The following is a 25946-nucleotide window of genomic DNA, read 5'->3' as shown; positions in this document are numbered from 1 at the left end:
GCGGCAACTCAACGTGCCAGACCCGCGACCCCCCGGACCCCCAACCGCCCGCCTCCATGGCATGTACCATACGTCAGAGAAAGGACCACATGGCGAAGCTAAACGGTTGTTCAGACGCTTGCTACGAAGCTCTCCGTCGAGTACGGGAGACCGCGCTGGTCGGCTTTGGCAGTCTCTTTACTCCGGAGCGGAAGATCTGGACGGCGCGGAATCTCCAGCGGCACCACGAGATGTTTGTCCAGCGATTCGATGAAGGGGAAGGGACGTTCCTCAACAAGTATCGCCATCAGCTCGACGGTGCAGATGACGACACGATGCAACTCGCTGCAGAGTTGATGTACGTCCAACAAATCTTCACGACCCAGACCGGCGCGCCGAAGAAGATCGAGAACGTCCGCGAGGTGCTGGCTTGGTGCGATCGGCCTGTCGAGGTGCCCGAATGGGCGGTCGAAGGTGCCAGGGGCTATGCGGGAGACCAGAGTTTCAACCAGCACCGACCTTGGCATCTGGCTTGGGTAAACGAGTATCTGCTCCACTGGCATGAGCTCCTGGAACCGGAACGGACGCGCCTGCTTGAGGATCCGTGGGCGTTCCGCGAAGACGTCCTTGGACTCAAGACTTCGCTGCAGGCATTCCAGCCGATGCGCGAGGCTTGGCTGTACATCGCGTTCCCAGACACTTTCGAGAACATCTCATCGCGCAATGACAAGAAGGCCATCCAAAGTACCTTTATGCACTTGTTGCCAGATGGAGCAACCGAGAACATCGACCGCGACTTGCTTGTCATCCGAAATGCACTGGAAAAGGAAGCTGGGGCCGGCTTTCACTTCTACCGCCAGCCCTTCATTCAGCAGTGGAAGGAGCCCAAGGAACCGAAGCCGAAGAAGCAGTCAGACGGCGAATCCCCAAAGATCACGCAGCCCGGTCCAGGTCTGTCGGCAAGCGACGCTCCGGCTGTGATTGAGTCGCTCGACAATCTGGCAGAAACCCTCATGCTGGAACCGACGGACACCCTGTCGCGTTGGGCAGCATTGCTCGTCGAGAAGGGCCAGATCATTATTCAGGGCCCTCCTGGTACTGGCAAGACCTTCATCGCTCGCAAGATGGCAGAGTCGCTTGCGGGCACATCGGATCGGGTGACCATCGTCCAGTTTCATCCGTCCTATGCGTACGAGGATTTTGTTGAGGGCTTTCGCCCGGCTGGTCCGAACCACTTCGAGGTCAAGGACGGACCACTCAAGCGGATTGCAATACGCGCAGCGGCTGAGCCCGACGCCCGCTTCGTGTTGCTCATCGACGAGATCAACCGGGGCAACATCGCCAAGGTATTCGGAGAGCTGCTCTTCCTGCTGGAGTACCGCGACGAGGCGATCACGCTCCAGTACTCCGAAGCCCCGTTCCGCCTGCCGCGAAACCTCCTGATCATCGCGACAATGAACACCGCCGATCGCTCAATCGCCTTGCTCGACATGGCGCTGCGTCGGAGGTTCCGTTTCATCGATCTCGTGCCTGGCGAGAAACCCATTGATGGACTCCTTAAACGCTTCCTTGACATCAACGCGCCAGACATGGTCTACCTCGCAGACATGATCGATTGCGTGAACAAGATTGTGGACGATCGGCACGCAGCAATTGGCCCAAGCCACTTCCTGACCGACGATCCGAGAGCACTGACCGAGGAGTGGGCCAAGCAGATCTGGGACCACTCGGTCATGCCGGCACTCGCCGATCGGTTCTTCGATAACCCCAGTGAGATGAGCCAGTTTCGATACGACACTATGAGAGATCGGGTTACCTCTGACGACGTCGTTGCCGATCAAGCGGAGGACGAAGATGCGTCGTCTGACGCTGACTGAGTACGTCACCGCCACTGGGCTGCACCTCAACTCCGATGAGGTTGCGATGCTCCGCCGCGCGCATCCCACCCTTCGGATAGAGCCATCGATCGGGTTGCCCGGGCGAGTCGATCTTACACCGGATCAGCATATCGGTGTGGTTCAGCTCTCATCGGTCACCATCGAGATCCAGCCCAAGATGCCGATGTCCTCGGTGGTCTTCCTTGTCTCGTACGCGGCGGACCGCGTGAAATGGTCCCCAATGGAGACGGCGTGGAAAGACGATGCCACGCTGATGGACCTTGTCGCTGCTGTCTTGTGCCGCAACATCGAGCGGGCGACAAGGCGAGGACTTCTTGCCGGCTACCGGTCGCATGAGGAGTCACTCTCGGCACCCCGCGGTCGAATTCGCTTTTCCGAGCAGTTGAGTCAGCGTCTTGGACAAGCACCGCCCATCGAGATTGAGCACGACCTCTTCACGACAGACATCGTCGAGAATCGGATCCTGTTTAGTGCTCTCGCCTGTCTCCGCCGTCTCCCATTGCGGTCCTCAAAAATCAAGCATGAGATCCAGCGGGCCGCCAGGCTCTTCGGAGGCGTGGAACTGTGTCACTACCAAAGGCACACCATCCCCGAACCAATGATCACGCAGTTGAACCGGCACTACGATCCCGCTCTACGAATCGCCCGGCTGGTTCTTCGCTCGGCATCGGTTGATTGCGGGGGCGGCATCCGTCGAGCTGACGCTTTTCTCGTCGACATGAACGCCGTATTCGAGATGTTTCTCCGCGTGGCTCTGCGAGAAGCGCTTGGATGTTCGCTCGCGGAGTTCCCGGATAAGTCACCGCGTCTCCGACTTGATGCTGCGGAACGCATTCCACTCAAGCCTGACCTGAGTCTGATCTCGAATGGCACCATCTTCTGGGTGGGCGATGCGAAATACAAGCGGCTTAGTGCGGCTGGCTACCAGAACGCCGACGTGTACCAGATGCTCGTGTATCTCATCGCGACTGGCTTGCAGTCCGGGATGCTCATCTACGCTGCGGATGCCGGATTGACCTCGGTCACGCACGTCATCGAAGGCGCGGCTCGGAACGTGCGGGTTCGCACGCTGGATCTGCAGCGACCGCCGCGCGGCATTCTGCGGGAAGTCGCCGCCATTGCGGGGGAGATTCGGGATCCGGCTGTGCAGGCGGGCAGCACCGACGGTACGAGATAATTGCTTGGGGTCGTGCCATCGGACCGCGGCTTTGTGTATAGACAGGAGACATGGCTGACGGTGTTCGGGGGCATGAGATCAGCGATTGCGGTCGGTGCCGCGCCGTCAGGGTTGGGCTCCAGCCAGAGCGCCCCGATGTCTCCTAACTTGAACCGTGTGAATACCGCCGATTGGGGTGCCTGCGGCTTCTGGCGGGCTTCCGATTTCAGTTCTGGGGAGCCGGGCGGGGCAAAACCGCGTTCCTGACCGCGCCAGGGCCGAATTGTGGATAGTGAGTGGGCGAATGGCCCTCCTCCAGTCATGACTGGAACTCTCCAAGTCGTGACTGGCGCGCTCTGAGTCCTGACTGGAGGCGGGTGGCACGGGGGGATGAATCATGGCTTGCAGTCGGTGCCACGTCCCCACTCACACGTATGCACACGGCACCGGGCTGGCGATTATGCCCGCGTTGAAGCGGCGGGGGCATGTCGCCCGCTGTCATCGCGTTTGGTGTCGGGTTTGACGTCGGGTTTGACGTCGGGTGATTCGTGTCGAAAGACTTCATCTATGCGCTTGCCGAATACCTCTGCGATTCGGAATGCGGCTTCGAGGGATGGCGAGTACTTGCCGGATTCGATCGCTGCGATGGTCTGTCGCGTTAGTCCCACGCGATGGCCCAGCTGGGTTTGTGTCATTTCGCCAGAGAGGAATCGCAGTGTTCGAATGTCGTTGACGATTCGGAGTTTGTCCATTCATCACCCCCACCAGCGGCGATAACTGACAATCACAATGCCATATCGCACTGTTTCGGCCAGCACGATCGTGGCGATCGCGACGTTGATGAGGGGCCAGCCGCCAGTGATGAACGGCATGACGCAGCCGACCTGGATGATGCCGACGATCAGGAGCCAGTAGGCGAGGCTGATGCTTCGCTGCGCGATGGCCTGGTCGCGTTCATCAAGTGGTGCTCTGGCGTCGTCGGGCGAGCGCATGAAGAGCACGATCCGCCCCGCGATTGAGGTCGCGGCATGGACGAGCGCAGCGGCTGCGAAGACCTTCATGGTTTTGAGGTCTGGAAGTTGGTTTGACGGTTGCACGACGGCCACCCAGGTGAAGTAAGGGATGTAAGCCAGCATCATCCCGGCGAGAGAGAGCCAGGCGATCTTTTCTTGGTACGGCATTGTTGACGCGGCGTCTATTGTTGTTGACATGATGTAAAGAATAGCGAACATTGCGGCCACGTCAAGCCCGGTGGCCAGAAAAGATGGTGAGGGTTGATGGGATAACGACGGGCACCCGGCGAAGGGGCCTTCACACTCTTCTCGTTGGGACGTGTCTTAATGAGATTTGCTGGCCGGGGGGATGTGGCGCTCGATGCATGAGCGCGGCTCGCGAAACGGGGCGAGGCTTGGTGGAAATGACCCCATGGGGATTCGAACCCCAGTTTTCAGGATGAGAACCTGACGTCCTGGACCAGACTAGACGATGGGGCCCGACAATGCGGACTTCGTTTCGCACAACAGTAGCCGCAGCCGACAGAGGGTCAAATCGCCCTCCGCGCTTCTCGATGCGGCGGATATGTTGATGGCGCTATTACGCCGATCGTTCACACGGTCGCGGTTGACATGTTGCGGCGGAGTTGGCTGAGTGCATAGACGGAGGCTTCGGATTCGGTCTGGCCGACGACTGCACCGGCGGCACTGCCGCCACGTTCGCGCCATTCTGCGCGATAGCAGTCGAACAACTGAATGTGCCTCACCGAAAAGTCGAAACCAGCAGACTCGAACTCTGCACTGACCCGGCTCGATCGAGGAAACGATCGGCCATCGGTGTGGTGCTCGCAGCCCACCGTGTCCAGCGCTGACCACCCCGTCGCGTACAACTCGTCAATCGCAAAGTCCAGACCCATGACAAGCCCCTAGCACACGATCGCCAAGGCTGTCCACCCTGACAGCCAAACACTCACCCGATGCCCGTGCGCACGGTCATCGGTCCTCCCAATACAAAAGGTGGCTCCACCACTAATCTATCGGATTCAGGAGCCGTTGTCCATACCCTTCCACACAACTTCCACATCTTCCCCAACATCAACACCCCACTTTAGGGGGTCTTGCGGCTCCAGTCAACCCTCCCCTGGCACCTCAACTGCCACCTGCCAGCAGCACCAGGACGATCAGGTCATAAATTGCGTGAGTGGCGACAACGATCCCGAAATCGCGAAGCAGGTACACCACGCCGAAATACGCACCAGCAGCACAATAAAACAAAAACCAGCCCAGATCGAACCCCATCCCGGCTGGGAGGTGATACCAGCCGAAGAGGACGGCGGAGATGGCAACGGCTGCGATGGCACCGGCTCGTTCTGGGACGCGGAGGAGATCGACAAGGGCGAAGTGGGCTGCCGCGATGATGATCATTCGGAACAGGAGTTCTTCATATAGTCCTGCACCGATTGAGATTGTGATCCGCGCCCCCAGATCCCACGACCGCACATCGGTCCCTTGCGCCAGGGCTGTGGGGTCCAGCAGCACCGCAATTACAAGGAGCGGAAACGTCCACAGCGCCGATTCCGCAACCATCCCCAGCAGCACTGTCCACCGAATCCGCCACGAATCCCGCGTCAGCAGGTGCCACACCAGCAGAACAACTACGACCACAACCCCCGGCAGGTGCAGCCCCGTGACACCGAAGCGCTCGAATGCGGCTCCCAACAGCCGGTCGGCCTCAACTGTTGCCACCTGATCCGTCTCCGGACTGGTCAGATAGATCAGCGATCCAACCTCATACACCACAATCAGCGGCAGCAACAGGCACAGAATCTGCCACGGCGCCTTTGATGCGCGCGCATACCCGGCAAGTTCCGCATCTTCGCGATTTTTTCGTCGATGTGGTGCTGTGGTCGAGCGTCGGGCCATGATCTCAACGTGTTCTCAACGTGATCTCGACGCGACCTCAACCACCCACGCAAAACATTCGTAAACCCACCCGTCAGGCCGAATTCTTGGCCTTCAGGTGTGCGTGCAGTCGGCTCTTGCGACGCGAGGCCTGATTCTTGTGAATCACGCCTTTGGACGCTGTCTTGTCGATGATCGACGCACACGACTGATACGCCTTGGCTGCCTCCTCAGCGCTCCCGCTTGCGCACGCCGTCTGGAACGACTTGATCGCTTCGCGCATGGTCCGGAGACGCCAGCGATTGCGAGCACGAGCCGATTCATTCTGACGAACGCGCTTCTGCGCTGACTTCGAGTGAGCCATATGAAAACACCTCTATACGGGAAACCAGTTTGCCTGAACCTCGTGAGCCTGAATCCAGGCCCATTATTCCCGCCAACTACCGCCGTCGGCCTAGGGCCCAAACTGTAGGCCCAACCCGGTCAATATGCTTGCACGCACCTCAAAAGAAATCAACTCCATGCCCCGGCCCCCTTGCCGAGGACGCCCGGGACGCTTAACCTATCTGCGACATCCTGCGGGCGTAGCTCAACTGGATAGAGCACCTGACTACGGATCAGGAGGTTAAGGGTTCGAATCCTTTCGCCCGTGCTTTTATCGCCACCAGCCCCGGCCAAACGCCGGGGCTTTTTTTGGCCCGTTTGTGCTGGCGGTGCTGGTGCCGGGGGGGGTGGGTCAATCACCCGATGGCGTAGAGGACGAGCATGGGTACCAGATTGAAGACGAAAATGCCCAACTTGTACAGCATCAGGCCGAGGTAGTGGATTGCGTCGAACTGCTCATCGCTGAGCCGAAACCAGCGCCCGTGCAGCCGCTTGATCCAACCTCGGGCCAGGGTGAAGAGGGCGAACCAGACGATCAGGATCGCAGCGTTGACGATTGTGCACCACAGCAGGAGTTCGCGGACGAGTTCAAGAGTCATTGCACACCTCGATTTCGCACACGTTGATTTCGTTGTGACAGGCCCGCGTGTCGGGTGCGGAATCCTATAGTGACTGGATGCTTGATTCACTTCGTACAACTCAGTCTGCGGCGCTTGCTGAACTTGCTGCTGTTGCCGACCAGGCGGCTTTGGAAGGCTGGCGTGTGGAGTACCTTGGCTCGAAGGGGAAGGTGCGCGCCGCGATGGGGGCGATGAAGGATGTGGCGCCTGGGGACAAGCCTGCGTATGGGCAGGCGGTGAATGCGATGAAGGCTGTGCTTGAGGCTGAGTTTGCGCTGCGTGCGGCTGCGATGGCGGCGTCGGGGAGTTCGGGGCCGGCGATTGATCTGACGGAGCCGGGGGTGATTCAGTCGTCGGCTCTTGGGAGGCGGCACATTATTTCGCGTGTTCGGGATGAACTGGTCGATGTTTTCGGGCGGATGGGGTTTGAAGTTGCGACGGGGCCGGAGCTGGAAGACGACGAACATAATTTTATCAAATTGAACATTCCGGCTGAGCACCCGGCGCGTGATCCGATCGATAATTTTTATGTTGACAATCCTGCGACGACCCAGCGGCCGCGGATGCTGCGGAGCCAGACTTCGACGGTGCAGATTCGGACGATGGAGGATGCGGTGGCGAGGGGCTGGGGGCCCCCACTGAAGGTTGTTTCGCCGGGGCGGGTGTATCGGCCTGACACTGTGGATGCGACACATTCGTTCATGTTTCATCAGATCGAGGGTTTGTATATTGATCGCGATGTGACGATGGTGGATCTGCAATCGACGCTGATGCACTTTGCGCGGGCGTATTTCAGCCCGGATGCGGAGGTTCGTCTGCGGCCGAGTTTCTTCCCGTTTACTGAGCCGAGCGCAGAGTTTGACATGAAGATCGCGCTCAAGCCCGGGCAGGCTCCGGGATGGGTGGAATTGGGCGGCTGCGGGATGGTGGATCCGAATGTGCTGTCGGCGTGCGGCATCGACCCGGAGGAATGGACCGGGTTTGCGTTCGGGTTTGGGATTGAGCGCATTGCGATGGGCAAGTACGGGATCCCAGATATACGGATGCTGTTTGAGAACGATCTGCGGTTCCTGAGCCAGGTCTGATGCTGAGGATTGAGCGGGCTTGGGAGCGGAAATGGGCGGGCCTATCCTGAGTGCATGATTCATCCGTGGCATGACGTATCTCCTGGAGTGAGCGGGCTGGCGCTGCCGGAGTTTTTCAAGGCGATCATCGAGATCCCGAAGGGATCGAGCAACAAGTACGAACTGGACAAGCACACGGGGATGATTCGGCTGGACCGGGTGCTGTCGAGCGCGGTGTACTACCCGGCGAACTATGGGTTCATACCGCAGACGATGGCGGAGGATGATGACCCGCTGGATGTGCTGGTGTTCTGCTCGGAGGAGATCCCGCCGCTGTGCATCTGCGAGGCGCGGGCGGTGGGCGTGATGACGATGGTGGATGACGGGCAGCCGGACCACAAGATCGTTTCGGTGCTGGTGAACGATCCGGAGTATGCGGATTATCACAAGGCGTCGGACTTTCCGCGGCACACGTTCAAGATGCTCAAGCGATTCTTCGAGGATTACAAGATGCTCGAGGGCAAGGGCGTGGAGGTCGATGAGATCATGCCTGCGGAGATGGCGCACGCGATCATCGAGAATTCGCTGGCGCGGTACTCGGATCTGCGGCGGATGGGCGGGATCAAGGGACTGAGCGGGTGAAGTGCGGCGGGTGATGCGACACAGCGATGATGGGAGATGCGATGATGAATGATGCGAGACGGGCGGCGAGCGCGATCGAGGCGAAGGGTTGCGGCATCAGTCGTCGTGCGGCGATCGGGGGCGTGCTTGCGGCGGTTGCGGCGGGGCCTGGGCTGGCGCGGGAGTGGCTGCGCGAGCCGTTGTTTCGGATTTCGCTGGCGCAGTGGTCGCTGCACCGGGCGCTGCAGTCGGGGAAGTTGACGACGCTGGATTTTGCGAAGGTGGCGCGCGAGGAGTTCGGGATCGAGGCGATTGAGTTTGTGAATACATTTTTCAAGGACAAGGCGCGGGACGAGGAGTATCTGGCGGCGCTGAATGAGCGGGCGCGCGATGTTGGCGTGAAGCATCTGCTGATCATGGTGGATGGGGAGGGGGCGCTGGGCGATGCTGATGAGGATCGGCGGGCGCGAGCGATCGAGAATCATGTGCGGTGGCTTGAGGCGGCCAAGGCGCTGGGGTGCCATTCGATTCGGGTTAATGCGCAGAGTTCTGGGAGTTATGAAGAGCAGATGGAGCGTGCGGCGGATGGGCTGAGGCGGCTGACGGAGCGGGCGAGGCCGATGAGTTTGAACGTGATTGTGGAGAATCACGGGGGGCTGTCGTCGAATGGTGCGTGGCTTGCGGGGGTGATGAAGAAGTTTGGCGATGAGCGATGCGGGACGCTGCCGGATTTTGGGAATTTCAATGTGAGTGCGACGGAGGCGTATGACCGGTACAAGGGGGTTGCGGAGTTGATGCCATTTGCGAAGGCGGTGAGCGCCAAGTCGCATGATTTTGATGAGGATGGGAATGAGAAGCACACGGACTATCGCCTCATGATGAAGATTGTGATTGAGGCTGGGTATCGCGGGTTTGTGGGTATCGAGTATGAGGGCGGGGTGCTCGATGAGTATGCGGGGATCAGGGCGACGAAGAAGTTGCTTGAGAGGGTGCGGGAGGAGATGGCGGCGGGGTGAGGCGTCAGTGGCGTGGTTCGATGAATGCGCCGGGGACGCGGAAGGGCCCGCCGAGGAGTTGTGCGCCGGGCTCGACGATGAGTTTGGGTGCGTTGATGGCGCCCTTGACTGTTGCGTTTGGGCCGAGGTATACGGGGCCTGCGGATCGGACTGATGCTTCGAGCGAGCCGAGAATGCGGACACCCTGGCTTGCGATGACGTCGTTGCAGACGGCGCGAGCTTTTTTGTGGATGACGACGACGCCGGTGGTTCGGAGGCTGCCTCCCCAGTGCATGGCGCGGACGGAGATGTCTTCGAGGTTGAGTTGTTTATAACATTCGGGGCATGTGACGGTCATTGCGGAAGCGGGGATCTTGATGGAGTTTCCGCAGTGGTAGCAGCAGGCGGGAACGGTGCCTTGGCGGCCGACGATTGCTGAACGGATGGAAAGTGCGTCGGTGGTCATGGGGAGTGAGCACGAGGCGGTGAAAATGCGCGTTGCATGCGGGTGCATGCAGCACGAGGTGTTGAGGAACTGATTTTTGCCAGACTACGGCTCTGTCGTGAGCGGTGTCGTTGGGGTTGAATGTCAGGCGACGTCTGCGGCGCGTGAGTCGATGTCGAGGGAGAGGGGCCTGGTTTCGACGACGGGTTTTGGCTCGGCAGCGGAGCGGAGGGTTGTGGCGCGCGGGGTGTGAAGAGATGGTGCGGAGGCAGGTGCGGTGCGGGTGCGTGATTCGGGTTGAGTCTGCGTGGAGGGCGCTCCGATCTGACCGACGCGGCATTGGCCGGTGAATGTTGCGCCTTCGATGACGACGAGTTTGGAAGCGGTGATGTCGCCTTCGACTCGAGCGTCGGCATTGAGGGTGAGAAGTTCGGTTGCGACGATGTCGCCTTCGATTTGTCCATCGACGACGACACGTTCGGCTTCGATGGTTGCGCGGCAGGTTGCGCCGCGTCCGACCTGGACTTCGCCTGCGGCATTGATTTTGCCTTCGAAGGTACCGAGGATGCGTGCGCCGCCTTCGAAGTACATTTCACCCTTGATACGGGTGTCACGCCCGATGACGGTCATCTCGGTGTTGTTTGATGTTGTTGAGGCCATGATCGACTCCTTCGGTCAGTGGTTGAATGTGTGCCCGGGCGCGACTCCCGCGTCCGATGAGTGGCTGGTTCGGAGGAGTTGATCGGCGCGTGTGGGCAAGTTTGGCCAGAATGAGGCGGCATGTTTGGCGCGAAGGTGTCGATTTTTGCGCGTTTGGGGAGAAAGTTGGAGTTGGAGAGGAGTTCGAGGCGGGGTTCAGGCGTGGACGGGTCAGGGAAAGGTTGGGTTTAGTTGGAGTCGATTGGGAGGAAGTCTGCTTTTCGGCCTTTGGTCCAATCGCGGAAGCGTGGCCAGAGAATTGCTTCGATGACGATTTTGAGGCATGCGGCAATGGGGATTGCGATGAGGAGTCCAAAAACCCCAAAGAGGGCTCCTCCGGCGAGTGAAGCGAAGAGGATCATTGGGGTGGACATGCCGGTTTCCTTTCCCTGGATCATGGGAGTAAGGACGTAGTCGTCGGCGGCCTGTACGAGGAAGTAGAGGACGAGGGGTGCGGCGATGACCCAGATGATGTTGCCGCGAATGCCGGTGTGGTTTTCGAGCCAGAGGAGCGTGATTGCGATGGGGACGCCGATGAGGGCGAGGTATGGGACGATGGCGAGGATTGCGACGAGTGGGCCGAGGATGAATGCTGCGGGCACACCGATGATCATGAATCCGAGGGTGAAGAGGATGGACTGAATGAATGCGATGGTGAGGCGGCCTCGGATGAATGCGGAGACGACGATGTCGAAGCGTTTGAGGAGATCGATTGAGCGAGCGCGGTGTATTTCGGGGAGCAGGTGAACGGCGAATCCCTTGCATTCGATCCATTTGGTGGCGATGAAGTAGAAGAAGAACCCGGTGAGGAAGACCATGAATGCGAGTGAGATTGCGCCGGTTATGAGTTGGAGTGCGGTTTGAAAGACGTTGGTACCGAGGCCAACGGCGGTTTGTGCGATGCGTTGTGCGTTTGCCTGAGTCCATGCGGAGGCGGTTGCGAAGACGATTTCGAGGTCTCCGCCTTCTTCGGCGCGGAGTTGTTCGCCCATCCAGATCCAGGCTTGGCCGGAGTGGTCAAGGAGTTTTTGTCGGGCGGCTTCGATGGCGGCGGCTTCGTCTGCTTGCACGAAGGAAGTGACGAGGCGGACGTTGTTGGTGAGTCGTGCAGTGAGTCCGGCAGTCTGGATGACGCCGTAGGAGAGACCAAGGGTGACGGGGATGAGCACGAGGACGATCGCGGCGACGAGGATGGAGGCGACGGCTCCTTTGCGAGAGAGGCGTGTGCGACGAACAAGGAGTTGAATGACAGGTTCGAAGAGGTAAGCGAAGAGGATGGCGAGGAGAACGGGGACCGTGACGACGCTGATGGCTTGTCCGAGCCAGAGGAGGCCGAGGATGACGAAAACGACAAGGACATCGCGGACTGGCTGAATCTGCCAGAGGTGCAGGCGAGCCCAATCGGGGCGTTTGTCAGGGTGGTTATTGGGATTGGGAGGGTTGGCCATGGCCAACAGGTTAGCGGGAATGGGGTGTGCGTGCGGGGTGGTGAGCGTCTTTCGCGTGGTGGGGAATTGCTTTTGCGACTGAGTCTCAATAAACTCTATTGAGCCGTCGGGTGTGGCGGTCAGGAGATTGCTGTGCGGTTTCGTGGATTGCTCAGCCCGATCAAGCGTGCCCGCGTGACAGGCGTTGCTCCGGCGCATTCGTCGGCGGTGGCGGATCTGCCGCGTGGTGGTCGGGGGCGTGTGGTGGCGACGGTCGGCTGTGCGGCGGAGTGTGACTATCTTCGCGGGCTCGGGATCGAGCCTGGGGTGGAGGTTGAGGTGTGCCGTGCTGGGAGCCCGTGCGTGGTGAACGTTGGGTTTGCGTGCGGCGGTGTTTGCCGGATCGGGATCGGGCGTGAGATTGCTCGACGGATCTACGTTGACTGCACATGCAATAAGACTGGCGGCGATGGCTCCGGGCTTTGATGGGTCGGGAGCGGGCCGAAGTGGTGCGACGGTGCGTGTTGCGCTGATCGGGAATCCGAACGTCGGGAAAACAACTTTGTTCAATCGGTGGTGCGCGGCGTCGCATCACACTTCGAACTTTCCTGGAACGACGCAGGAAGCGCGGTTTGGCGCGATGACTGCGGATGCGACGGTTGAGTTGATTGATCTGCCGGGGATGTACAGTTTTCTGGATGGGTCGGCGGAGTCGGCAGCGTGTCGGCGCGTGCTGTCGGGCGATGAGAAGCCTGATGCGGTGTGTGTGGTGATCGACGTTGCGAATGTGACGCGCGGGCTGCGTGTGGTGCGTGAGTCGATCGAGGCTGGGCATGCGGTGTTTGTGCTGGTGACGGATGTGGGTCGCGGGGAGGAGACGAGCGGGGTTGCGAGGTCGCTTGCGAAGGCTGCGGATGTGCGTGCGATCGGGATTGAGGGCTCGGAGCGTGTTTTTGGGAGTGTCGCGCGCGACGTGGTGGCGACGGGGGCTGTGGCGCGGGTGTTTGCGGCGGACTGGGCGGATGTGACTGCGGGATTGGTTTGGCGTGGGGCGAGCGCGACGGGGAGCGGCACGCGTGGCGATCGAGCGGACCGGCTTGCGTTGCATCCGGTAGCGGGTGTGCTGATTTTCGCGGCGGTGATGTGGGGGCTGTTTTATAGTGTTTTTGCGATTGCGGCGTATCCGATGGATTGGATCGAAGGTTTTTTTTCGTGGCTTGCGGGGGTGATTGGGAATGCGCTGCCGGAAGGGCCTGTGGCGAGTCTGGTTGGGGATGGGATTGTGGGCGGGGTGGGCGCGACGTTGGTTTTTCTGCCGCAGATTGCGATGTTGTTTTTTCTGATCTCGCTGCTGGAAGAGAGCGGGTATCTGGCGCGTGGGGCGCTCTTGGCGGATCGGGTGTTGAGGCCGTTTGGGCTGCCTGGGAGCGCGTTTGTGCCGCTGCTGAGTGCGCATGCGTGCGCGATTCCTTCGATTGTTGCGTGTCGGACGATTCGCGATGTGCGTGAGCGTGTGACGGCGATTCTGGTGTTGCCATTCATGAGTTGCAGTGCGCGGCTTGCGGTGTATGCGCTGCTGGTGTCGTTTCTGTTTGCGGACAAGCCTGCGCTGGCTGCGACTGCGTTTGCGGGGTGTTATGCGCTGGGCGCGGTTGCGGCGCTGGCGACGAGTCTGCTTGCGCGGCGGACGATCTTGCGTGGGCCAGCGAGTTCGCTTGCGATCGAGTTGCCTGAGTGGCGTGTGCCGCGGCTTGGTGCGGCGCTCAAGGCAGCAGCGGTGCGTTCGGGCGTGTTTCTGCGCAAGGCGGGGACGGTGATACTGGTGATGATGATGGCGTTGTGGTGGCTTTCGAATTATCCGGAGGTTGGTCCTGGTGCGGAGTCGCAGGCGCTTGCGGCGGCGGCGGAGGTTGCGACCGACGAGGATCGGGCGGCGGAGTTGCGGGCTGAGGCGGAACGTATGGCGGCGCGCGACGCGGCGCGTGGGAGTTTTATGGGTCAGATCGGGCGTGCGGCGGCACCTGTGTTTGGGCCGCTTGGGTATGACTGGCAGATCTCGATCGGTGTGATGAGCAGTTTTGCGGCGCGCGAGGTGTTTGTGAGCACGATGTCGGTGGTGCTTGCGGGTGAAGAGGAAGGCGAGGGGATTCTGGAGCGGATGAAATCGGCGCGTCGTGATGACGGGAGTCTGGTGTTTTCGACGGCGACGCTGTGGTCGCTGCTGGTGTTTTATGTGCTTGCGATGCAGTGTCTGCCGACGCTTGCGGTAACGGCGCGTGAGGCTGGGGGCGTGCGGTGGGCGGTGCTGCAGTTGGGGTGGATGACGGTGGTGGCGTATGTCGGGGCGATGATTGCGCGGGCGATTGTGCTGGGGCTTGGGGGGTAGCCGATCATGCCGACGGGGGATGTGCAGTTCTGGATTGTGACGGGGGCGTGCGCGTTGGCGGCGGGGTTTGGGCTGTGGCGTGTGGTGCGTGCGATTCGTGTGGCGCGGGGCAAGGGGCGCGGGCGGCAGACATCGGTGAGGCTGACGATTGAGAGGGAAGAGCGGGAGTGAAGATTGGCGTGCATGGGTGGGTGTTTTTGTGTAGCCTGTGGGCATGTCAAGATCGCAATCGAATGATCGCACTGCATCTCAACAAGATGCGCGACGCAGTGCCGGCGAACGGGCTGAGAGGCAGATGGCGCACTATCTCCATCGCGCGTTTGCGACGGAGCAGGGCGTACGGGTGATCCATGGCCTGCGGCTGGTTGACGATACTTTGCCGGAGGCGTGTGGAAAGTCGGGCGTAGCGCAGATGGATCATCTGGTGCTGCATGCGCGTGGTGCGTTCATCGTTGAGAGCAAGTCGGTCTGTGATACGGTCAGCGTGCGCGGCGATGGCAGCGGCGGGGATGAGTGGACCCGTTCGTTTGGGGGCAGGAGGACAGGGATGGCCTCGCCGATTGCACAGGCGCAGCGTCAGGCGGAGTTTTTGCGCAGGGTGCTGCAGGAGCATCGGGCGGATCTTCTGGGGCAGGTCTCGCTGGGAATGCGGCCGCTCTCGTTGGTGGTCAACGGGACGACACAGCGAGGATTTACAAAGATGCCGATTCAGATCGTGGTTGCGATCAGCGACGAAGGCATGATCCGTCGTGAGAAGGGCTGGAAGGAGCCGACGGAGCCGTTTCGGTCGTTTGTTTGTAAAGCCGATCAGGTTGCAGAGAAGTTGCGTGCGGAAATGCGGCAGCATCGGGCGAGTGGCGGGCTGATGTCATCGGATGAGTATGGGGTTTGGCGGATGAGCGTGAATGAACTGGCGCGAGTGGAGCAGTTTCTGAATTCGCGGCATCAGCCGATTGAAGGTGACGGCAGAGGACCAAGAAGCACTGGGGTTGCACAGCGGTGTGAAGATGATGTGACGCCTCAGCCAGCCACGAAAGAGCGGTTTGGTGCGCCGGATAGTGTGTGCAAGGGTTGCGGCGGACGGAACCTGATGGCGCGGTGGGGCAAGTATGGGTATTACTGGATCTGCCGTGATTGCCACAAGAATACGAAGATGCCGACAGTGTGCTCGGTGTGCGGAGTTGTGGGCGAGAAAGGGCTGCCGGTGAGTATTCGCAAAGAAGGTGCGAAGTATTACCGTGTGTGTGCTGCGTGCGGGATCGAAGAGCGAATCTGGACCGAGGAATGATGTGCGGCTGGTCGTTCACGGTTTTATGGATATTTGGCGAAGAAGGCGGCGAGATTGCATGTCGTGGGTTTTGGTGTGTTATCGCCGACGGCGTGGCCGGTGGAGGGGATTGGTTGGGTGTAAAGACAGGCAATCTGCTGGTTTTTGCTTTGACTGATTGGGGAGGATGCGGTACGGTATTGGAGAGATGAGGGTTGGCCAGTCGAGCGTGATTCGGCGTTGGCCTGACGGCTATGCGAGAGATGAGAGGGCGTTTCCATGAACAAGGCGATGTTGGCATGTGCGGCTGTGGCGGGCGTTGCAGCGGGTGCGTGCGGGCAGTCGTACTTCCAGTATTCGGGCGGGACGGTCACGTTTACCAAGGCTGCGTTTGCCGATCCGAATGATGCGGCGAACTGGGATGTGATCACGAGCGATGTGGCGCTGACGCGGAGCAATCTGGCGGGGATCTACAACCCGATTCAGGAGCCCTGGTATGTGGGAACGGTGAGCCCGATGGGGACGCTGTGGTACTTTGGCGGGACGGTGGCGGATGTGATCGGGGGTTCGATCGTGCTGGGGGATTTTGATGTGTGGGAGGACGCGAAGCCAGCGTTTACGCCGAACATTGTCGGGATGAACTCGGTGATGTACCTTCAGGCGCATGATGCGTATGTGGACTTCATGGTGACGAGTTGGGGTGTGGGGATTCAGGGTGGTGGAGCCGTGTCGTGGAGGCGGGCGTATGTGCCTGCGCCGGCGTCGGCGGGGTTGCTGGGTCTTGCGGGGTTGTGTGCGTTGCGTCGGCGTCGGTAGGGACAGCCTGCGAGACGAGTGCCTGGCGGGCTGACGCGCGCTGCGTGAGCCCTACGCTTTGATATGGGCGAAGTGTCACGATATCAGCGGCAGATGCTGCTGGCGGGAGTTGGCGAAGGCGGCCAGGCGAGGCTGCTTGAGTCGCATGCGCTGGTGGTGGGTTGTGGGGCGCTTGGGTGCGTGAGCAGCGAGATGCTGGTGCGTGCGGGGGTCGGGCGGCTGACGATCGTTGATCGCGATGTGGTGGAACTGACCAACCTTCAGCGGCAGGTGCTGTTTGATGAGCGTGATGCGGCAGAGCAATCGCCAAAGGCGGAGGCTGCGCGCCGGCATCTTGCAAGGATCAACAGCGGCGTGCGCGTGCGCAGCGTGGTTGCGGACTTTTCGCCCTTGAACGCGGAGCGATTGATTGCGGGCGATTGGAAGCCGGACGTGATTCTGGATGGAACGGACAACTTCGAGACGCGGTATCTGCTCAATGATGTTGCGGTGAAGCACGGGATTGCGTTTGTGTATGCGGGCGTGGTGGCGGCGAGTGGGATGTCGATGAGCGTGCTGCCGGGGGAGACGGCGTGTTTGCGGTGCGTGTTTCGGGAGATGCCTGCGGCGGGTTCGCAGCCGACATGCGATACAGCGGGGGTGCTGGGGCCTGCGGTGTCAATTGTGGCGGGGTATCAGGCGGCCGAGGCGTTGAAGATTCTGCTGGGGCTGAGGGAGAAGTTGATGCCGTCGCTTTTGACGTTTGATCTGTGGGAGGGAACGCGGTCGCGGCTGGATCTGCGTGAAGCGCGTGATGCGGCGTGTCCGTGCTGCGGGCTTGGGCGGTATGAGTTTCTTGAGGGCGCAGGGCATGAGGGTGCGGCGGTGTCGCTGTGTGGCCGCGGGGTGGTGCAGGTTTCGCCGCCGATGGAAACGCGGGTGGACCTTGTGGCGCTTGCACGTCGGCTTGGGGGCGTGGGACGGTTTCGTGTCGCGGAGATGGTGGTGACGGGTGAGCTTGATGAAGAGCGTGGTGAAGAAGGCGAAGCGATCGGGCTGACGGTGTTTGAGGATGGGCGTGCGCTGGTGCGTGGGGTGCGATCGGCTGAGCGGGCGCGGGCGATCTACGCTCGGTATGTTGGTGCGTGAGGCGAGATTTGAACAAGGAGTGTTGCGATGAGTTTCATGGGAACGACGATCAGGATTACGGCGGAGCGCATGCTTGGGCTGGCGGAAGTTTTGGCTGCGGATGTTGACGCGAAGATTTTTGCGCGTCAGCCGATGGCGGATGGCAAGCGAGTCGTGACGAATCATCCGGCTTTTGTGTATGGACACCTTGCGATCTATCCGGCGCGAGTGCTGGGGCTTGCGGGGAAGGATGCGAGCACTTTAACGCCTCCGGCGGCGTGGAACGACCTGTTCAAGGCGGGCGCGGAGTGTCGGGATGATGCGGAGGGGACGATTTATCCAGGGAAGGATGAGCTGGTGAAGTCGATGCTCGAGTGGCATCGGGCGGCGCTGGTGGTGGTTGAGGCGATGACGGAAGAGGAGTTCAAGGCTCCGAACCCTGCGGGTGGGCGGTTCAGCGAGATCATGCCGACGATGGGTGCTGCGACGATGTTTCTGTTTGGTGGGCACGCGATGATGCACCTTGGGCAGGTGAGCGCGTGGAGGCGTGTGATGGGGCTGCCTTCGGCGATGCGGTGAAGTCAGGGGCGCACGAAGGGATTGGTGCGTCGTTCGAAGCCGATGGTGGTGTCGGGGCCGTGGCCTGGGTAGACGCGGGTCTCGTCGGGGAGTGTGTAGAGATGTGTGCGGATGGAGTGTGCGAGCTGTTCGAAGGAGCAGTTGGGGAAGTCGGTGCGTCCGATGGAGCCTGCGAAGAGGGCATCGCCGGAGATGATCTGGCGTGAGGGTTCGTGATAGAGAGCGATGCTGCCTGGCGAGTGGCCGGGGATGTGGAGCACGCGCCATGGTTCGCCGATGAGGGTGAGTGATTCGTTGTGTTTGAGCAAGCGTGCGGGGGCGGGGCCGGTGATGGCGAGGCCCAGAGGCGTGCTGAGATTGAGGACGGGGTTTGAGAGCCAATCGCGTTCGGCCTCGTGAATCCAGATCGGGATTGGGCCGAGGCGGTCGATTGCTTCGTTGAGGCCGGCGATGTGATCGACGTGTGCGTGAGTGAGGATGATGGCTTGGACGTTGAGGCCGAGGGCTTCGACGCGATCGAGAAGGGGTGCGGGGGAGAAGCTGACATCGGCGATCCAGCAGGCGTTGGAGTGTGTGGGGTCGGCGTGGCGGACGAGATAGCAGTTGGTCTGGAACTCGCCGAGGGGGAATGGCTCGATGACGGGTGATGTGTGCGTTTTTGGATGCATCGCGGGCAGTGTAGGTACAATGGTGCTGGATCAAAGTGGGCTGGACTGAATATGGCTGGAGTGAACTGTGCTGATTCGCAATATCAATGAGACGCCGCGCACGCCGGTGAAGATGGATGGAGTGAAGGGCGCGACCATGGCGATCATGGTCGGGCGCGAGGATGGGGCTCCGAATTTTTCGTTGCGGCAGTTTGAGGTGGAAGCCGGCGGGCACACGCCCCGGCATTCGCATGATTACGAACACGAGGTGTACATCGTTGCGGGGAGTGGCGAGGTGCTGCTTGAGGGGGCGATGAGACCGATCCGTGCGGGGGATGTGATTTACGTTCCGGCGGATTCGGAGCACCAGTTTCAGGCAACAGGGAGTGAGGGGCTGCGTTTTCTTTGTATCGTGCCAGTGACGCGAAATTGCGGGGACCCTGTTCCGGGCAGTTGACGGGCAAAGGAGTGCGGGCATGCATGCGACAACGCGAACTTTGTGGGTGATTTCGCTGTTCTACCTGGTGCTGATCGGGGCGTGCGTGTGGAGCCTGCTGCTGGGCATGCGCGATGGAGACAGCACGCGCATTACGTTGAGCACGATCGGGCTGATTGTGTTTCTGGGGAGCGCGCCGATTGCGGTCGTGCTGGGTGCGAGAGGCTCGGGGGGCGCGGCGGCGGAGACGGATGTCGGGGAATTGGTGCGCGCGATTGAGCAGCTTGCCAAGGAGCAGGTGCTGTCGGATGATGCGAGACGGGTGCTGAATCGGGGGCGCGAGCGTGAGTTGCTGCGGCGCGCGATCGAGGAGGACATTTCGGCTGAGGACTGGGACGCGGCGATGGTGCTGGTGAAGGAACTGGCGGAGCGTTTCGGGTATCGAACGGACGCGGAGAACTTTCGCTCTCGGATCGAGACGGCGCGGTATCAGACGCTGGAGCGGCGTGTGGATGAGGCGATCAGGGGGCTTGACGGGATGATTGTGGGTCGGCGGTGGGAAGATGCGTTGTCGGAAGCGGCGCGGATTTCGCGGCTGTACCCGGATTCGCCGCGGATTGAGGGCTTGCGGCATCGTGTGGTGCAGGCACAGGCGCGGTATAAGCAGGATCTTGAGCGTCGGTTTCTGCTGGCGTCGGAACAGGACCGGGCTGAGGAGGCGTTGTCGCTGCTGAAGGAATTGGATCACTACCTGACGGAGCCGGAGGCCGAGCCGTATCGGGAGGTTGCCAAGGGGGTGATCGGCAAGGCGCGCGAGAATCTTGGTGTGCAGTTCAAACTGGCGGTGCAGGATCGGCAATGGGCGCGGGCAGCGGATGTTGGGGATCGAATCATCGCGGAGTTTCCGAACTCGCGCATGGCGCAGGAAATTCGGGAGATGATTGACGGCATTCGTGAGCGCGCGGCGGGGACTGTCGGGAGTTGATGGCGCGCGGCGTGTGAGGCGGATCAGTTGCGACCGTGGGAGAGGCCGAGATCGGTGATCGCGGGGGCGGTGGTGTGTGCGGGCTCGGTGAATTCTTCATCGAACTCGTAGACGCCGATGAAGTCATCGAGGCAATCCTGTTCGGTCTTGCGCATGAGGTTTGCGTCGATGAGAGCGAAGACGATGCGGCCGAAGTCTTCGGTGGCGTGGATGTTCCAGCGGCGCAGGACGGTGCGTGCGAGCATGCCGTAGCGCTGGATTGCGTAGTCGCGCAGGCCGAGGCAGAGTTGCTGCCCGGTGACGTGGCGTGATTCGTCTTCGGCGGGGCGATCGAAGTCGGCGGAGTCGGACTGGCCGTGGACCATCTGATCGGTGTGGCTGAGGCCGTCGCGGATGAAGCGGTAGGCATCGGGAGCGTAACCGCCTGCACGGTGAAAGATGCTCTTGATGTCGAAGTCCTCGGACATGCTGACCCTCCCTCTGGAAGGACGGGAATCGCGGTCGAATCAGAACTAACTGTATCGGCTTGCGTGGAAAAAACCAATAAAATCGGGCGGTGGTTCAAAAAACCTGCGCGCGCGGGGGGACACTGACGTGTGGATTGTCGCGGATGCTGAAGCGCAGGGGGCGAGAAGTCCAGTCAGCGGCGTTTGCGATGCCGATGCGTGGGGAGCGGATGATGTGCTCGTCCGATATGCGTCGGGCTCGCTGGAGAGTCAGGACAGAACTCGAACAAAGGTCGATGGCGTTGAGATCGCGATCGATGGCGAGGGCCTTGCAGAGTTTTGCGGGTCCGGAACAGAGGTCGAGGTCGCGGAGGGGTTTTGCGCCTGGCTTGGTGCGGTTGGCGTGCATAAGGTCGAGGCCTTCGATGGGTTCGAGGGCACGGATGAGGACGGCGTGTGGCTGATCTTCGGCGAGCGCGGAGACATTCATGCAGAAATGCATGCCATAGGTGAAGTAGACGTAACTGGTGCCTGGGAGCATGAACATTGGTTCATTGCGCGGTGTGCGGCGGTTTTTGTATGCGTGTGAGGCGCGATCGTCGGCGCCGAGGTAGGCCTCGGTCTCGACGATGATGCCCGCGGCGCGGCAGCCGCTGGGGAAGAAGCGGACGAGGCGACAGCCGATGAGATCGCGTGCCAGTACGTCAGCGGGTTTGGCGAAGAAGGGTCTGCGGAGCGTGGGCATTGTGCTGGGATTATGCGTAGGCGTGGAGACCTGGGAGGAGGAGGTTGACGCCGAAGTAGGTCCAGAGCATAACGACGAATCCGACGACGCTGAGCCATGCGGTGACGAGGCCTCGGTTGCGGATGCCGGCCTGGCGGACGTGGATGACGATGAGGTAGACGATCCATGTGACGAGTGCCCAAGTTTCCTTAGGGTCGAATGCCCACCAACGTCCCCAGGAGTGATCTGCCCACCATGCACCGAGGAGGATGCCGACGCCGAGAGTCCAGAATGCGAGTTGAAGGACGGTCATGGTTGCGCGATCGAGATCGCGGAGAGTGCGTTGCGGGCCGGTGTTGACATCGGTGCCGGTGCCGGGAGCGAGGACAGCGGTGGAAGCGACTGCGACGAGGTCGGCGCGTTCGCCGAAGAGTTTGGTGGCGTAGTGAGTGCCGAGGTAGAAGAGGGAGATGATGAAGCCGAGGGTGATGAGGCCGTAACTGGTGAGTACGGTGGTGACGTGATACTTGAGGAGGACGCTGGTGTTGAGGATCGCGGCTTCGCGTTCGATGTTTGCGCCTGGGATTCCGGTTTGTGTTGCCATGATGAGGACGAGGAATCCGGTGCCAGCGGCTGCGGCGCCGAAGAGCCATTGTCGGCGTGCGAGCATGACAGCGAGGCCGACGAGTGCGGCGAAGAGGCTGACGCCGGTCATTGATTCGAACTGATTCTGGATTGCGAAGCGTTCGGCGATGAGGCAGCGTGTGATGAATCCGAAGCCGTGGAGACCGATTGCGAGGACGAGGGTTGCGATGCCTCCTGCGATGAGCCATTTGCGTCCGGTGCCGAAGGCGAGGATGAGCATGAGGAAACTGACGAGGTATGTCCAGTAGCCGAGTTCGAAGGCGTTGGATTTGTTGTAGGTGAGTTCGAGAGAGCGTCGCTCGGTGGGGTAGACGGCGGGGTTTATGGTGGGGAGGACGGCGGCGAGGTCGACGATTGCAGCGTTGGCGCTGTCGGCATCGCGTGCGCGCCATGCCTGGCCGAGGGCGAGGGCGGCCTGGCGTGCGGGGTGAGCTGGTGGGAGATCGGCGAGGTGCTGCCAGCGTGCGTCGCTGATTTCGGGGGCGACGAGGAGAAGGTTCTGCTCGGAGCCGAGGAAGAGGCGCGTTGCACGTTCGACGCGGTCGAGCCCGCGGCGGTATGTGGGGTCGCCGCCATGAGCCTCGAAGATTGGGGTTGAGAAATGATCGACAACGCGAGGCGAGACGCGGGTGAGTTTGAGCCAGAGTTCGCGTTTGGGGTCGTCGGACTTGAAAGCGAAATCGAGATAGGACTGGCGAAGTGGGAGATAGTCGACGTGGATGAGGGGGCGGTCGATGTAGTAGACAGGATCGATGATGGTGTCGAGGAGGGTGAAGAGGGGGGCGTACTTGAATTTGATGGATTTATTGGTGGGGCCTGGGATGAGGTCGAAGTATGCGCGCGAGCCGGTGACGATGTGGACGGTCTCGCGTGCGAGGGTGTGCATGATCTTGACGCGGCCGTTGTGGAGGACAGCGAGATCTTCGAGCGGGCGAAGGTCGAGGGATTTGGCGAAGTCGGATTTTTGTTCAACCGTGACTGGTTGATCGAGACGAACCTGGCCGAAGACGCTGGCGTGGACAGATGCGGCAGAGACGTCCTGAGATTCGGGGTGTGCGTTACCTGCGGGCGCGGTCTGCGCGGCAGAAGAGGCGGTAAAGGCAACGAGAACGAACAGAGTGGATATCAATCGCATCGTGCGCATCATGCTCCGACCTCCTGCAATGGCTGTTGTGCGGGTGCGTGGCGTTGGGCAGCGGCCTTTTGACGAAGTCGATCGGCTTCGCGACGGACGAGGTATGGCTTGATGTAGAACGCCCAGGGGATTCCGATACCCATGAGTATGCTGCCGAACGCGACGACGTGGATGCCGGGGTTGTTGCCGACGCCGAGGATGGTGAACTGTGCGAGGGGTTTGTCGATGATTCCCTGGTCGACGAGTTCCTGGGACTGATTCCAGCCTTGCTGATCCCATCCGGACTGGCTGAGTTTGTACTGGTTGGGATTGATGCCGGCGAAGAAGCGGCGTGAGAGGTTGTAGACAAGAGTGCGGCTGTCATCCCAGTGATACGGGGCGCGGAGCGGGGCGTTGAGTTTGCAGATGTGTTCGTAGGCGTTGAATGAAGGGGAGTCGCCGGTGAATGTTGTGGGGCTGACGCGAAGGGTGGATTGATAGTCGCGTGGCGCGCCGCGATGGTCATAGGCGATCATTTCGAAGTTGACGAGTTGAACGTGGAAGTCGGGGAAGCGGTGCTGTCGGCGGCCGAAGGCGAGTTTGAGCGCTCGTCCATCGGGGAGCCTGACGGCTCGCTCGCGCTCGGGGCCCATGCCCATGTATTGCGAAAATGGGACCCAGAGCGTGCGGACCCATTGCTCGCCTCGGACGGTGGCGGAGACTTGGACAGCGACGGCGGCCTCCTGATGCGAGCCGACGAGATTTGTTTGTTGCTGCTCTGGTGGAACGGGACGTGGGCGTTCGAAGCGTTCGGCGTGCTGCCATCGCGTTGTGACCTGGAGATCGACGCGATCGACGACGTCGGTGATGCGGTCGGTTGCGGGTACGTGATCGAGCACGCGCAGTTCGCCGCCCATCTGACGGACGAGGGCGCGCAGGGATCCATCCTCGCGCTCGTCGAGATAGACCTGCAAGCGTGACGCATCGATGAAGTCGATGAGAATCGCGGGGTCGGCGGTGCGGCGGAGGGGACGGCCTCCCTCCCCCACTGCGTCGAGGATGTCCTGATTGATTTCGGAGAAACGGCTGTAGAGCCAGCGTGTGTAGGACTGCCCGGCGGGGTTGGTGATGCGAACGATGGCGACGGCGCTGGGGGCGTCTTCGTAGCCACGCGTGATGATGGGCATCGGAGGCGTGGGAGAAATCTGTTCGACCTGGATGCGATAGCCGGAGTCGCCGATGGTGAGAGAGTCGCCGACTGCGATTGGTGTGACGATGCGCAGGGGTTGTTCGCCGGGAATCTCGATGGAGAGGGCGTGTGACGTGTCTGGCGGGAGATCGAGGGCGAGGGTGTCCCATCGGCGTTGGTCCATGCCGATGGTGTATTCGAGGCCGAAGGCTTCGTTTTCGCTGATGCGCTGGATCGGCGCGTTGGGGAGGAGCGTGAATTCGAATGCGGGGCCTGTGCGCACCTGTCCCTGGTCATCGGGGATGTTGAGGAAGAGGGAGACGACGCGGAGGGGGTTTGCGCGGGCGAAGTTGGGGGAGTCGGCGACTTCAAGATAATCGCTTTGAAGTCGGCCATAGGAGCAGTAGCCGACGATGCGGAAGTTGATGTCGTCGTCGATGAGGTGTGTGGTCGGGGGGAGTGGGATGTTGAGTGGGCGTTGTGGCGTACCTTGCCATGGGGAGGCTGAGCCGGTGCGCCAGAGGCTGGTGCGTGCGTGCTCGTCGCCGACGTCGAGGGCGTAGTCGTTGTAGCGTGGGAGTCGCTTGATGGGACGTTGTTCCCATGCGGTGGGCCCGAGACCGGTGTGATCCTGCGCGACGTAGAGAACGACGGCGGTGTTGTCGTAGAAGGTTGCCTGGGGCGGGCCGATTGCGGCGGCACCGCTGACATCGCGGCCTGAGATGAGGAGGGTGTCGCCTTCTTTCTTGAGTTTCTGGTAGTAGATGCTGCCGAGGGCGATGGTGATGATGCCGGTGTGAACGGTGAGGACGCCGATGTTTTTGAAGGTGAACTCGATGCGTCGGATGGTGGCGATGAACATGTTGATGATGAAGGTCATCAGCAGGAGCCGCATTGGCCACCAGGAGTAGAACTCGAGTTCGGTCATTTCGAATGGAGGCAGGCGGCGGAGCGTGATGGCCTGATATTGACTGACGAAGGCTGGGAAGAGGCGAAAGCCGGAGTTTGTGGCGGCGTCATAGTGCAGCGCGGGCCAGACGTTGGCGGCCCAGAAGGATGTGCCGGCGACGCCGACAAGGATGAGCAGGCCGAGGACGAGGGGGAAGCGGACCGTGCGTTTGAGGGGGAGGCGATTGGCGACGAGGACGATGAGGAAGGCGATGAGTGTGAAAGGAACAACGAGGGTGGCGACCTTGATGAGCCACGTGGGAATGAGCGCGAGCATGCCGATGGGGACGGATGCGAAGACGGCGTAGAGCGCGACGCCGACGAGGACGATGACTGCGAGGGTGATGGAACTGAAGGCGCGGAGGAGAAATTTGAAGGGCCATGCCCAGGACGGAAAGTGTTGATCGTCCCATGCCTTGCTACGCTGCCACTTTTGACTCATGACGCTCCCATTTGTGGACCGCGGCGACGGCAG

General features: G+C 61.0%; 28 protein-coding genes and 2 tRNA genes. 15 read left to right on the top strand and 15 right to left on the bottom strand.

The genetic code is table 11. The annotated features are described in order from the left end of the window. Positions 1-89: 89 nt before the first annotated feature. Together KF757_12855 and KF757_12850 are read left to right on the top strand one after the other, a co-directional pair. Positions 90-1856, top strand: coding sequence for an AAA family ATPase (locus tag KF757_12855; protein MBX3323867.1), 1767 nt, complete (start codon positions 90-92; stop codon positions 1854-1856). Then, complete coding sequence (locus KF757_12850; GenBank protein ID MBX3323866.1) at positions 1834-3054, top strand: hypothetical protein; 1221 nt, start codon at positions 1834-1836, stop codon at positions 3052-3054. The genes KF757_12855 and KF757_12850 overlap by 23 nt, the downstream gene beginning before the upstream one ends. Before the next feature lie 437 nt (positions 3055-3491). Here the strand turns inward: KF757_12850 and KF757_12845 are convergent, their stop codons facing one another. From KF757_12845 to rpsT, 6 genes are all read right to left on the bottom strand, one after another. Continuing rightward, positions 3492-3785: a helix-turn-helix transcriptional regulator gene (locus KF757_12845; protein MBX3323865.1), complete on the bottom strand. Its 294-nt coding sequence runs from the start codon at positions 3783-3785 to the stop codon at positions 3492-3494. Between the two features lie 3 nt (positions 3786-3788). Continuing rightward, positions 3789-4274 (bottom strand): hypothetical protein, encoded by a 486-nt coding sequence (locus KF757_12840; GenBank protein MBX3323864.1) that lies wholly within the window; start codon positions 4272-4274, stop codon positions 3789-3791. A 177-nt stretch (positions 4275-4451) separates the two neighbouring features. After that, positions 4452-4526, bottom strand: a tRNA-Glu gene (locus tag KF757_12835). A gap of 113 nt (positions 4527-4639) precedes the next feature. Continuing rightward, positions 4640-4942 carry a hypothetical protein gene (locus tag KF757_12830; protein MBX3323863.1) on the bottom strand — a complete coding sequence of 101 codons (303 nt, stop codon included), beginning with the start codon at positions 4940-4942 and terminating at the stop codon, positions 4640-4642. Positions 4943-5174: 232 nt separating this feature from the next. After that, positions 5175-5948: a CPBP family intramembrane metalloprotease gene (locus KF757_12825; GenBank protein MBX3323862.1), complete on the bottom strand. Its 774-nt coding sequence runs from the start codon at positions 5946-5948 to the stop codon at positions 5175-5177. 73 nt (positions 5949-6021) lie between these two features. Continuing rightward, positions 6022-6291 (bottom strand): 30S ribosomal protein S20, encoded by a 270-nt coding sequence (rpsT, locus tag KF757_12820; GenBank protein MBX3323861.1) that lies wholly within the window; start codon positions 6289-6291, stop codon positions 6022-6024. Between the two features lie 214 nt (positions 6292-6505). On the opposite strand from rpsT, the gene KF757_12815 reads away from it, so the two are divergent. Then, a tRNA-Arg gene (locus tag KF757_12815) sits at positions 6506-6579 on the top strand. 88 nt (positions 6580-6667) lie between these two features. Here the strand turns inward: KF757_12815 and KF757_12810 are convergent. Next, positions 6668-6910, bottom strand: a complete 243-nt coding sequence (locus KF757_12810) for a hypothetical protein (GenBank protein ID MBX3323860.1) — start codon at positions 6908-6910, stop codon at positions 6668-6670. A 77-nt stretch (positions 6911-6987) separates the two neighbouring features. Between KF757_12810 and pheS the strand changes: the two genes are divergently transcribed. The 3 genes from pheS to KF757_12795 are packed head-to-tail and all read left to right on the top strand — an operon-like array spanning position 6988 to position 9632. Next, complete coding sequence (gene pheS, locus KF757_12805) at positions 6988-8016, top strand: phenylalanine--tRNA ligase subunit alpha (GenBank protein MBX3323859.1); 1029 nt, start codon at positions 6988-6990, stop codon at positions 8014-8016. 54 nt (positions 8017-8070) lie between these two features. Further along, the gene (locus tag KF757_12800; GenBank protein ID MBX3323858.1) at positions 8071-8637 is read left to right on the top strand and encodes an inorganic diphosphatase; all 567 of its coding nucleotides are present in this window, start codon (positions 8071-8073) and stop codon (positions 8635-8637) included. Between the two features lie 41 nt (positions 8638-8678). Continuing rightward, on the top strand, positions 8679-9632 hold the full coding sequence (locus tag KF757_12795) for a sugar phosphate isomerase/epimerase (GenBank protein MBX3323857.1): 954 nt from the start codon (positions 8679-8681) through the stop codon (positions 9630-9632). A 4-nt stretch (positions 9633-9636) separates the two neighbouring features. Here the strand turns inward: KF757_12795 and KF757_12790 are convergent, their stop codons facing one another. The 3 genes from KF757_12790 to KF757_12780 form a co-directional block, all read right to left on the bottom strand. Continuing rightward, on the bottom strand, positions 9637-10077 hold the full coding sequence (locus tag KF757_12790) for a polymer-forming cytoskeletal protein (GenBank protein ID MBX3323856.1): 441 nt from the start codon (positions 10075-10077) through the stop codon (positions 9637-9639). Positions 10078-10200: 123 nt separating this feature from the next. Continuing rightward, positions 10201-10716 carry a polymer-forming cytoskeletal protein gene (locus KF757_12785; GenBank protein ID MBX3323855.1) on the bottom strand — a complete coding sequence of 172 codons (516 nt, stop codon included), beginning with the start codon at positions 10714-10716 and terminating at the stop codon, positions 10201-10203. Positions 10717-10943: 227 nt separating this feature from the next. Then, a complete protein-coding gene (locus KF757_12780) occupies positions 10944-12203 on the bottom strand; it encodes an AI-2E family transporter (GenBank protein ID MBX3323854.1) in 1260 nt (419 codons plus the stop codon). A 132-nt stretch (positions 12204-12335) separates the two neighbouring features. Between KF757_12780 and KF757_12775 the strand changes: the two genes are divergently transcribed. The 7 genes from KF757_12775 (at position 12336) to KF757_12745 (ending at position 18337) form a co-directional block, all read left to right on the top strand. Then, positions 12336-12668: a ferrous iron transport protein A gene (locus KF757_12775; protein ID MBX3323853.1), complete on the top strand. Its 333-nt coding sequence runs from the start codon at positions 12336-12338 to the stop codon at positions 12666-12668. Next, on the top strand, positions 12622-14568 hold the full coding sequence (locus KF757_12770) for a ferrous iron transporter B (GenBank protein ID MBX3323852.1): 1947 nt from the start codon (positions 12622-12624) through the stop codon (positions 14566-14568). Before KF757_12775 ends, KF757_12770 begins: the two co-directional genes overlap by 47 nt. Before the next feature lie 6 nt (positions 14569-14574). After that, a complete protein-coding gene (locus KF757_12765; GenBank protein ID MBX3323851.1) occupies positions 14575-14739 on the top strand; it encodes a hypothetical protein in 165 nt (54 codons plus the stop codon). Between the two features lie 124 nt (positions 14740-14863). After that, positions 14864-15856, top strand: coding sequence for an NERD domain-containing protein (locus KF757_12760; GenBank protein MBX3323850.1), 993 nt, complete (start codon positions 14864-14866; stop codon positions 15854-15856). A 258-nt stretch (positions 15857-16114) separates the two neighbouring features. Beyond that, positions 16115-16651, top strand: a complete 537-nt coding sequence (locus KF757_12755; GenBank protein ID MBX3323849.1) for a PEP-CTERM sorting domain-containing protein — start codon at positions 16115-16117, stop codon at positions 16649-16651. A gap of 63 nt (positions 16652-16714) precedes the next feature. Beyond that, entirely contained in the window at positions 16715-17779 is a 1065-nt protein-coding gene (locus KF757_12750) for a ThiF family adenylyltransferase (protein MBX3323848.1), read from the top strand. A gap of 27 nt (positions 17780-17806) precedes the next feature. Beyond that, on the top strand, positions 17807-18337 hold the full coding sequence (locus KF757_12745; GenBank protein ID MBX3323847.1) for a DinB family protein: 531 nt from the start codon (positions 17807-17809) through the stop codon (positions 18335-18337). 2 nt (positions 18338-18339) lie between these two features. Here KF757_12745 and KF757_12740 read toward each other — a convergent pair whose 3' ends face one another. Then, positions 18340-19005, bottom strand: a complete 666-nt coding sequence (locus KF757_12740; GenBank protein ID MBX3323846.1) for an MBL fold metallo-hydrolase — start codon at positions 19003-19005, stop codon at positions 18340-18342. 67 nt (positions 19006-19072) lie between these two features. Here KF757_12740 and KF757_12735 point away from each other — a divergent pair, with 67 nt between their 5' ends. Both KF757_12735 and KF757_12730 read left to right on the top strand, forming a co-directional pair. Further along, positions 19073-19441 (top strand): cupin domain-containing protein, encoded by a 369-nt coding sequence (locus KF757_12735; GenBank protein MBX3323845.1) that lies wholly within the window; start codon positions 19073-19075, stop codon positions 19439-19441. 19 nt (positions 19442-19460) lie between these two features. Further along, positions 19461-20405 (top strand): hypothetical protein, encoded by a 945-nt coding sequence (locus KF757_12730; protein ID MBX3323844.1) that lies wholly within the window; start codon positions 19461-19463, stop codon positions 20403-20405. Between the two features lie 23 nt (positions 20406-20428). Here KF757_12730 and KF757_12725 read toward each other — a convergent pair whose 3' ends face one another. The 4 genes from KF757_12725 to KF757_12710 form a co-directional block, all read right to left on the bottom strand. Then, a complete protein-coding gene (locus KF757_12725) occupies positions 20429-20872 on the bottom strand; it encodes a hypothetical protein (protein MBX3323843.1) in 444 nt (147 codons plus the stop codon). 94 nt (positions 20873-20966) lie between these two features. Continuing rightward, positions 20967-21596 carry a DNA-3-methyladenine glycosylase gene (locus KF757_12720; protein MBX3323842.1) on the bottom strand — a complete coding sequence of 210 codons (630 nt, stop codon included), beginning with the start codon at positions 21594-21596 and terminating at the stop codon, positions 20967-20969. Positions 21597-21606: 10 nt separating this feature from the next. Next, on the bottom strand, positions 21607-23367 hold the full coding sequence (ccsA, locus tag KF757_12715; protein MBX3323841.1) for a cytochrome c biogenesis protein CcsA: 1761 nt from the start codon (positions 23365-23367) through the stop codon (positions 21607-21609). Next, entirely contained in the window at positions 23364-25913 is a 2550-nt protein-coding gene (locus KF757_12710; protein MBX3323840.1) for a hypothetical protein, read from the bottom strand. Before KF757_12710 ends, ccsA begins: the two co-directional genes overlap by 4 nt. Positions 25914-25946: the final 33 nt, after the last annotated feature.

Source organism: Phycisphaeraceae bacterium (assembly GCA_019636795.1).
Taxonomy (GTDB): domain Bacteria; phylum Planctomycetota; class Phycisphaerae; order Phycisphaerales; family UBA1924; genus JAHBWW01.
The sequence above is the reverse complement of the archived record's forward strand: the minus strand, read 5'-3'. Positions and strand labels throughout refer to the sequence as shown.

What these genes read in the sequence shown, in the direction of transcription:
- KF757_12855 (MBX3323867.1), top strand. Translation starts at nt 90, where the DNA reads ATGGCGAAGCTAAACGGTTGTTCAGACGCTTGCTACGAAGCTCTCCGT.
- KF757_12850 (MBX3323866.1), top strand. Translation starts at nt 1,834, where the DNA reads ATGCGTCGTCTGACGCTGACTGAGTACGTCACCGCCACTGGGCTGCAC.
- KF757_12845 (MBX3323865.1), bottom strand. Translation starts at nt 3,785, where the DNA reads ATGGACAAACTCCGAATCGTCAACGACATTCGAACACTGCGATTCCTC.
- KF757_12830 (MBX3323863.1), bottom strand. Translation starts at nt 4,942, where the DNA reads ATGGGTCTGGACTTTGCGATTGACGAGTTGTACGCGACGGGGTGGTCA.
- KF757_12825 (MBX3323862.1), bottom strand. Translation starts at nt 5,948, where the DNA reads ATGGCCCGACGCTCGACCACAGCACCACATCGACGAAAAAATCGCGAA.
- rpsT (MBX3323861.1), bottom strand. Translation starts at nt 6,291, where the DNA reads ATGGCTCACTCGAAGTCAGCGCAGAAGCGCGTTCGTCAGAATGAATCG.
- KF757_12810 (MBX3323860.1), bottom strand. Translation starts at nt 6,910, where the DNA reads ATGACTCTTGAACTCGTCCGCGAACTCCTGCTGTGGTGCACAATCGTC.
- pheS (MBX3323859.1), top strand. Translation starts at nt 6,988, where the DNA reads ATGCTTGATTCACTTCGTACAACTCAGTCTGCGGCGCTTGCTGAACTT.
- KF757_12800 (MBX3323858.1), top strand. Translation starts at nt 8,071, where the DNA reads ATGATTCATCCGTGGCATGACGTATCTCCTGGAGTGAGCGGGCTGGCG.
- KF757_12795 (MBX3323857.1), top strand. Translation starts at nt 8,679, where the DNA reads ATGATGAATGATGCGAGACGGGCGGCGAGCGCGATCGAGGCGAAGGGT.
- KF757_12790 (MBX3323856.1), bottom strand. Translation starts at nt 10,077, where the DNA reads ATGACCACCGACGCACTTTCCATCCGTTCAGCAATCGTCGGCCGCCAA.
- KF757_12785 (MBX3323855.1), bottom strand. Translation starts at nt 10,716, where the DNA reads ATGGCCTCAACAACATCAAACAACACCGAGATGACCGTCATCGGGCGT.
- KF757_12780 (MBX3323854.1), bottom strand. Translation starts at nt 12,203, where the DNA reads ATGGCCAACCCTCCCAATCCCAATAACCACCCTGACAAACGCCCCGAT.
- KF757_12765 (MBX3323851.1), top strand. Translation starts at nt 14,575, where the DNA reads ATGCCGACGGGGGATGTGCAGTTCTGGATTGTGACGGGGGCGTGCGCG.
- KF757_12760 (MBX3323850.1), top strand. Translation starts at nt 14,864, where the DNA reads ATGGCGCACTATCTCCATCGCGCGTTTGCGACGGAGCAGGGCGTACGG.
- KF757_12755 (MBX3323849.1), top strand. Translation starts at nt 16,115, where the DNA reads ATGAACAAGGCGATGTTGGCATGTGCGGCTGTGGCGGGCGTTGCAGCG.
- KF757_12750 (MBX3323848.1), top strand. Translation starts at nt 16,715, where the DNA reads ATGGGCGAAGTGTCACGATATCAGCGGCAGATGCTGCTGGCGGGAGTT.
- KF757_12745 (MBX3323847.1), top strand. Translation starts at nt 17,807, where the DNA reads ATGAGTTTCATGGGAACGACGATCAGGATTACGGCGGAGCGCATGCTT.
- KF757_12740 (MBX3323846.1), bottom strand. Translation starts at nt 19,005, where the DNA reads ATGCATCCAAAAACGCACACATCACCCGTCATCGAGCCATTCCCCCTC.
- KF757_12730 (MBX3323844.1), top strand. Translation starts at nt 19,461, where the DNA reads ATGCATGCGACAACGCGAACTTTGTGGGTGATTTCGCTGTTCTACCTG.
- KF757_12725 (MBX3323843.1), bottom strand. Translation starts at nt 20,872, where the DNA reads ATGTCCGAGGACTTCGACATCAAGAGCATCTTTCACCGTGCAGGCGGT.
- KF757_12720 (MBX3323842.1), bottom strand. Translation starts at nt 21,596, where the DNA reads ATGCCCACGCTCCGCAGACCCTTCTTCGCCAAACCCGCTGACGTACTG.
- ccsA (MBX3323841.1), bottom strand. Translation starts at nt 23,367, where the DNA reads ATGATGCGCACGATGCGATTGATATCCACTCTGTTCGTTCTCGTTGCC.
- KF757_12710 (MBX3323840.1), bottom strand. Translation starts at nt 25,913, where the DNA reads ATGAGTCAAAAGTGGCAGCGTAGCAAGGCATGGGACGATCAACACTTT.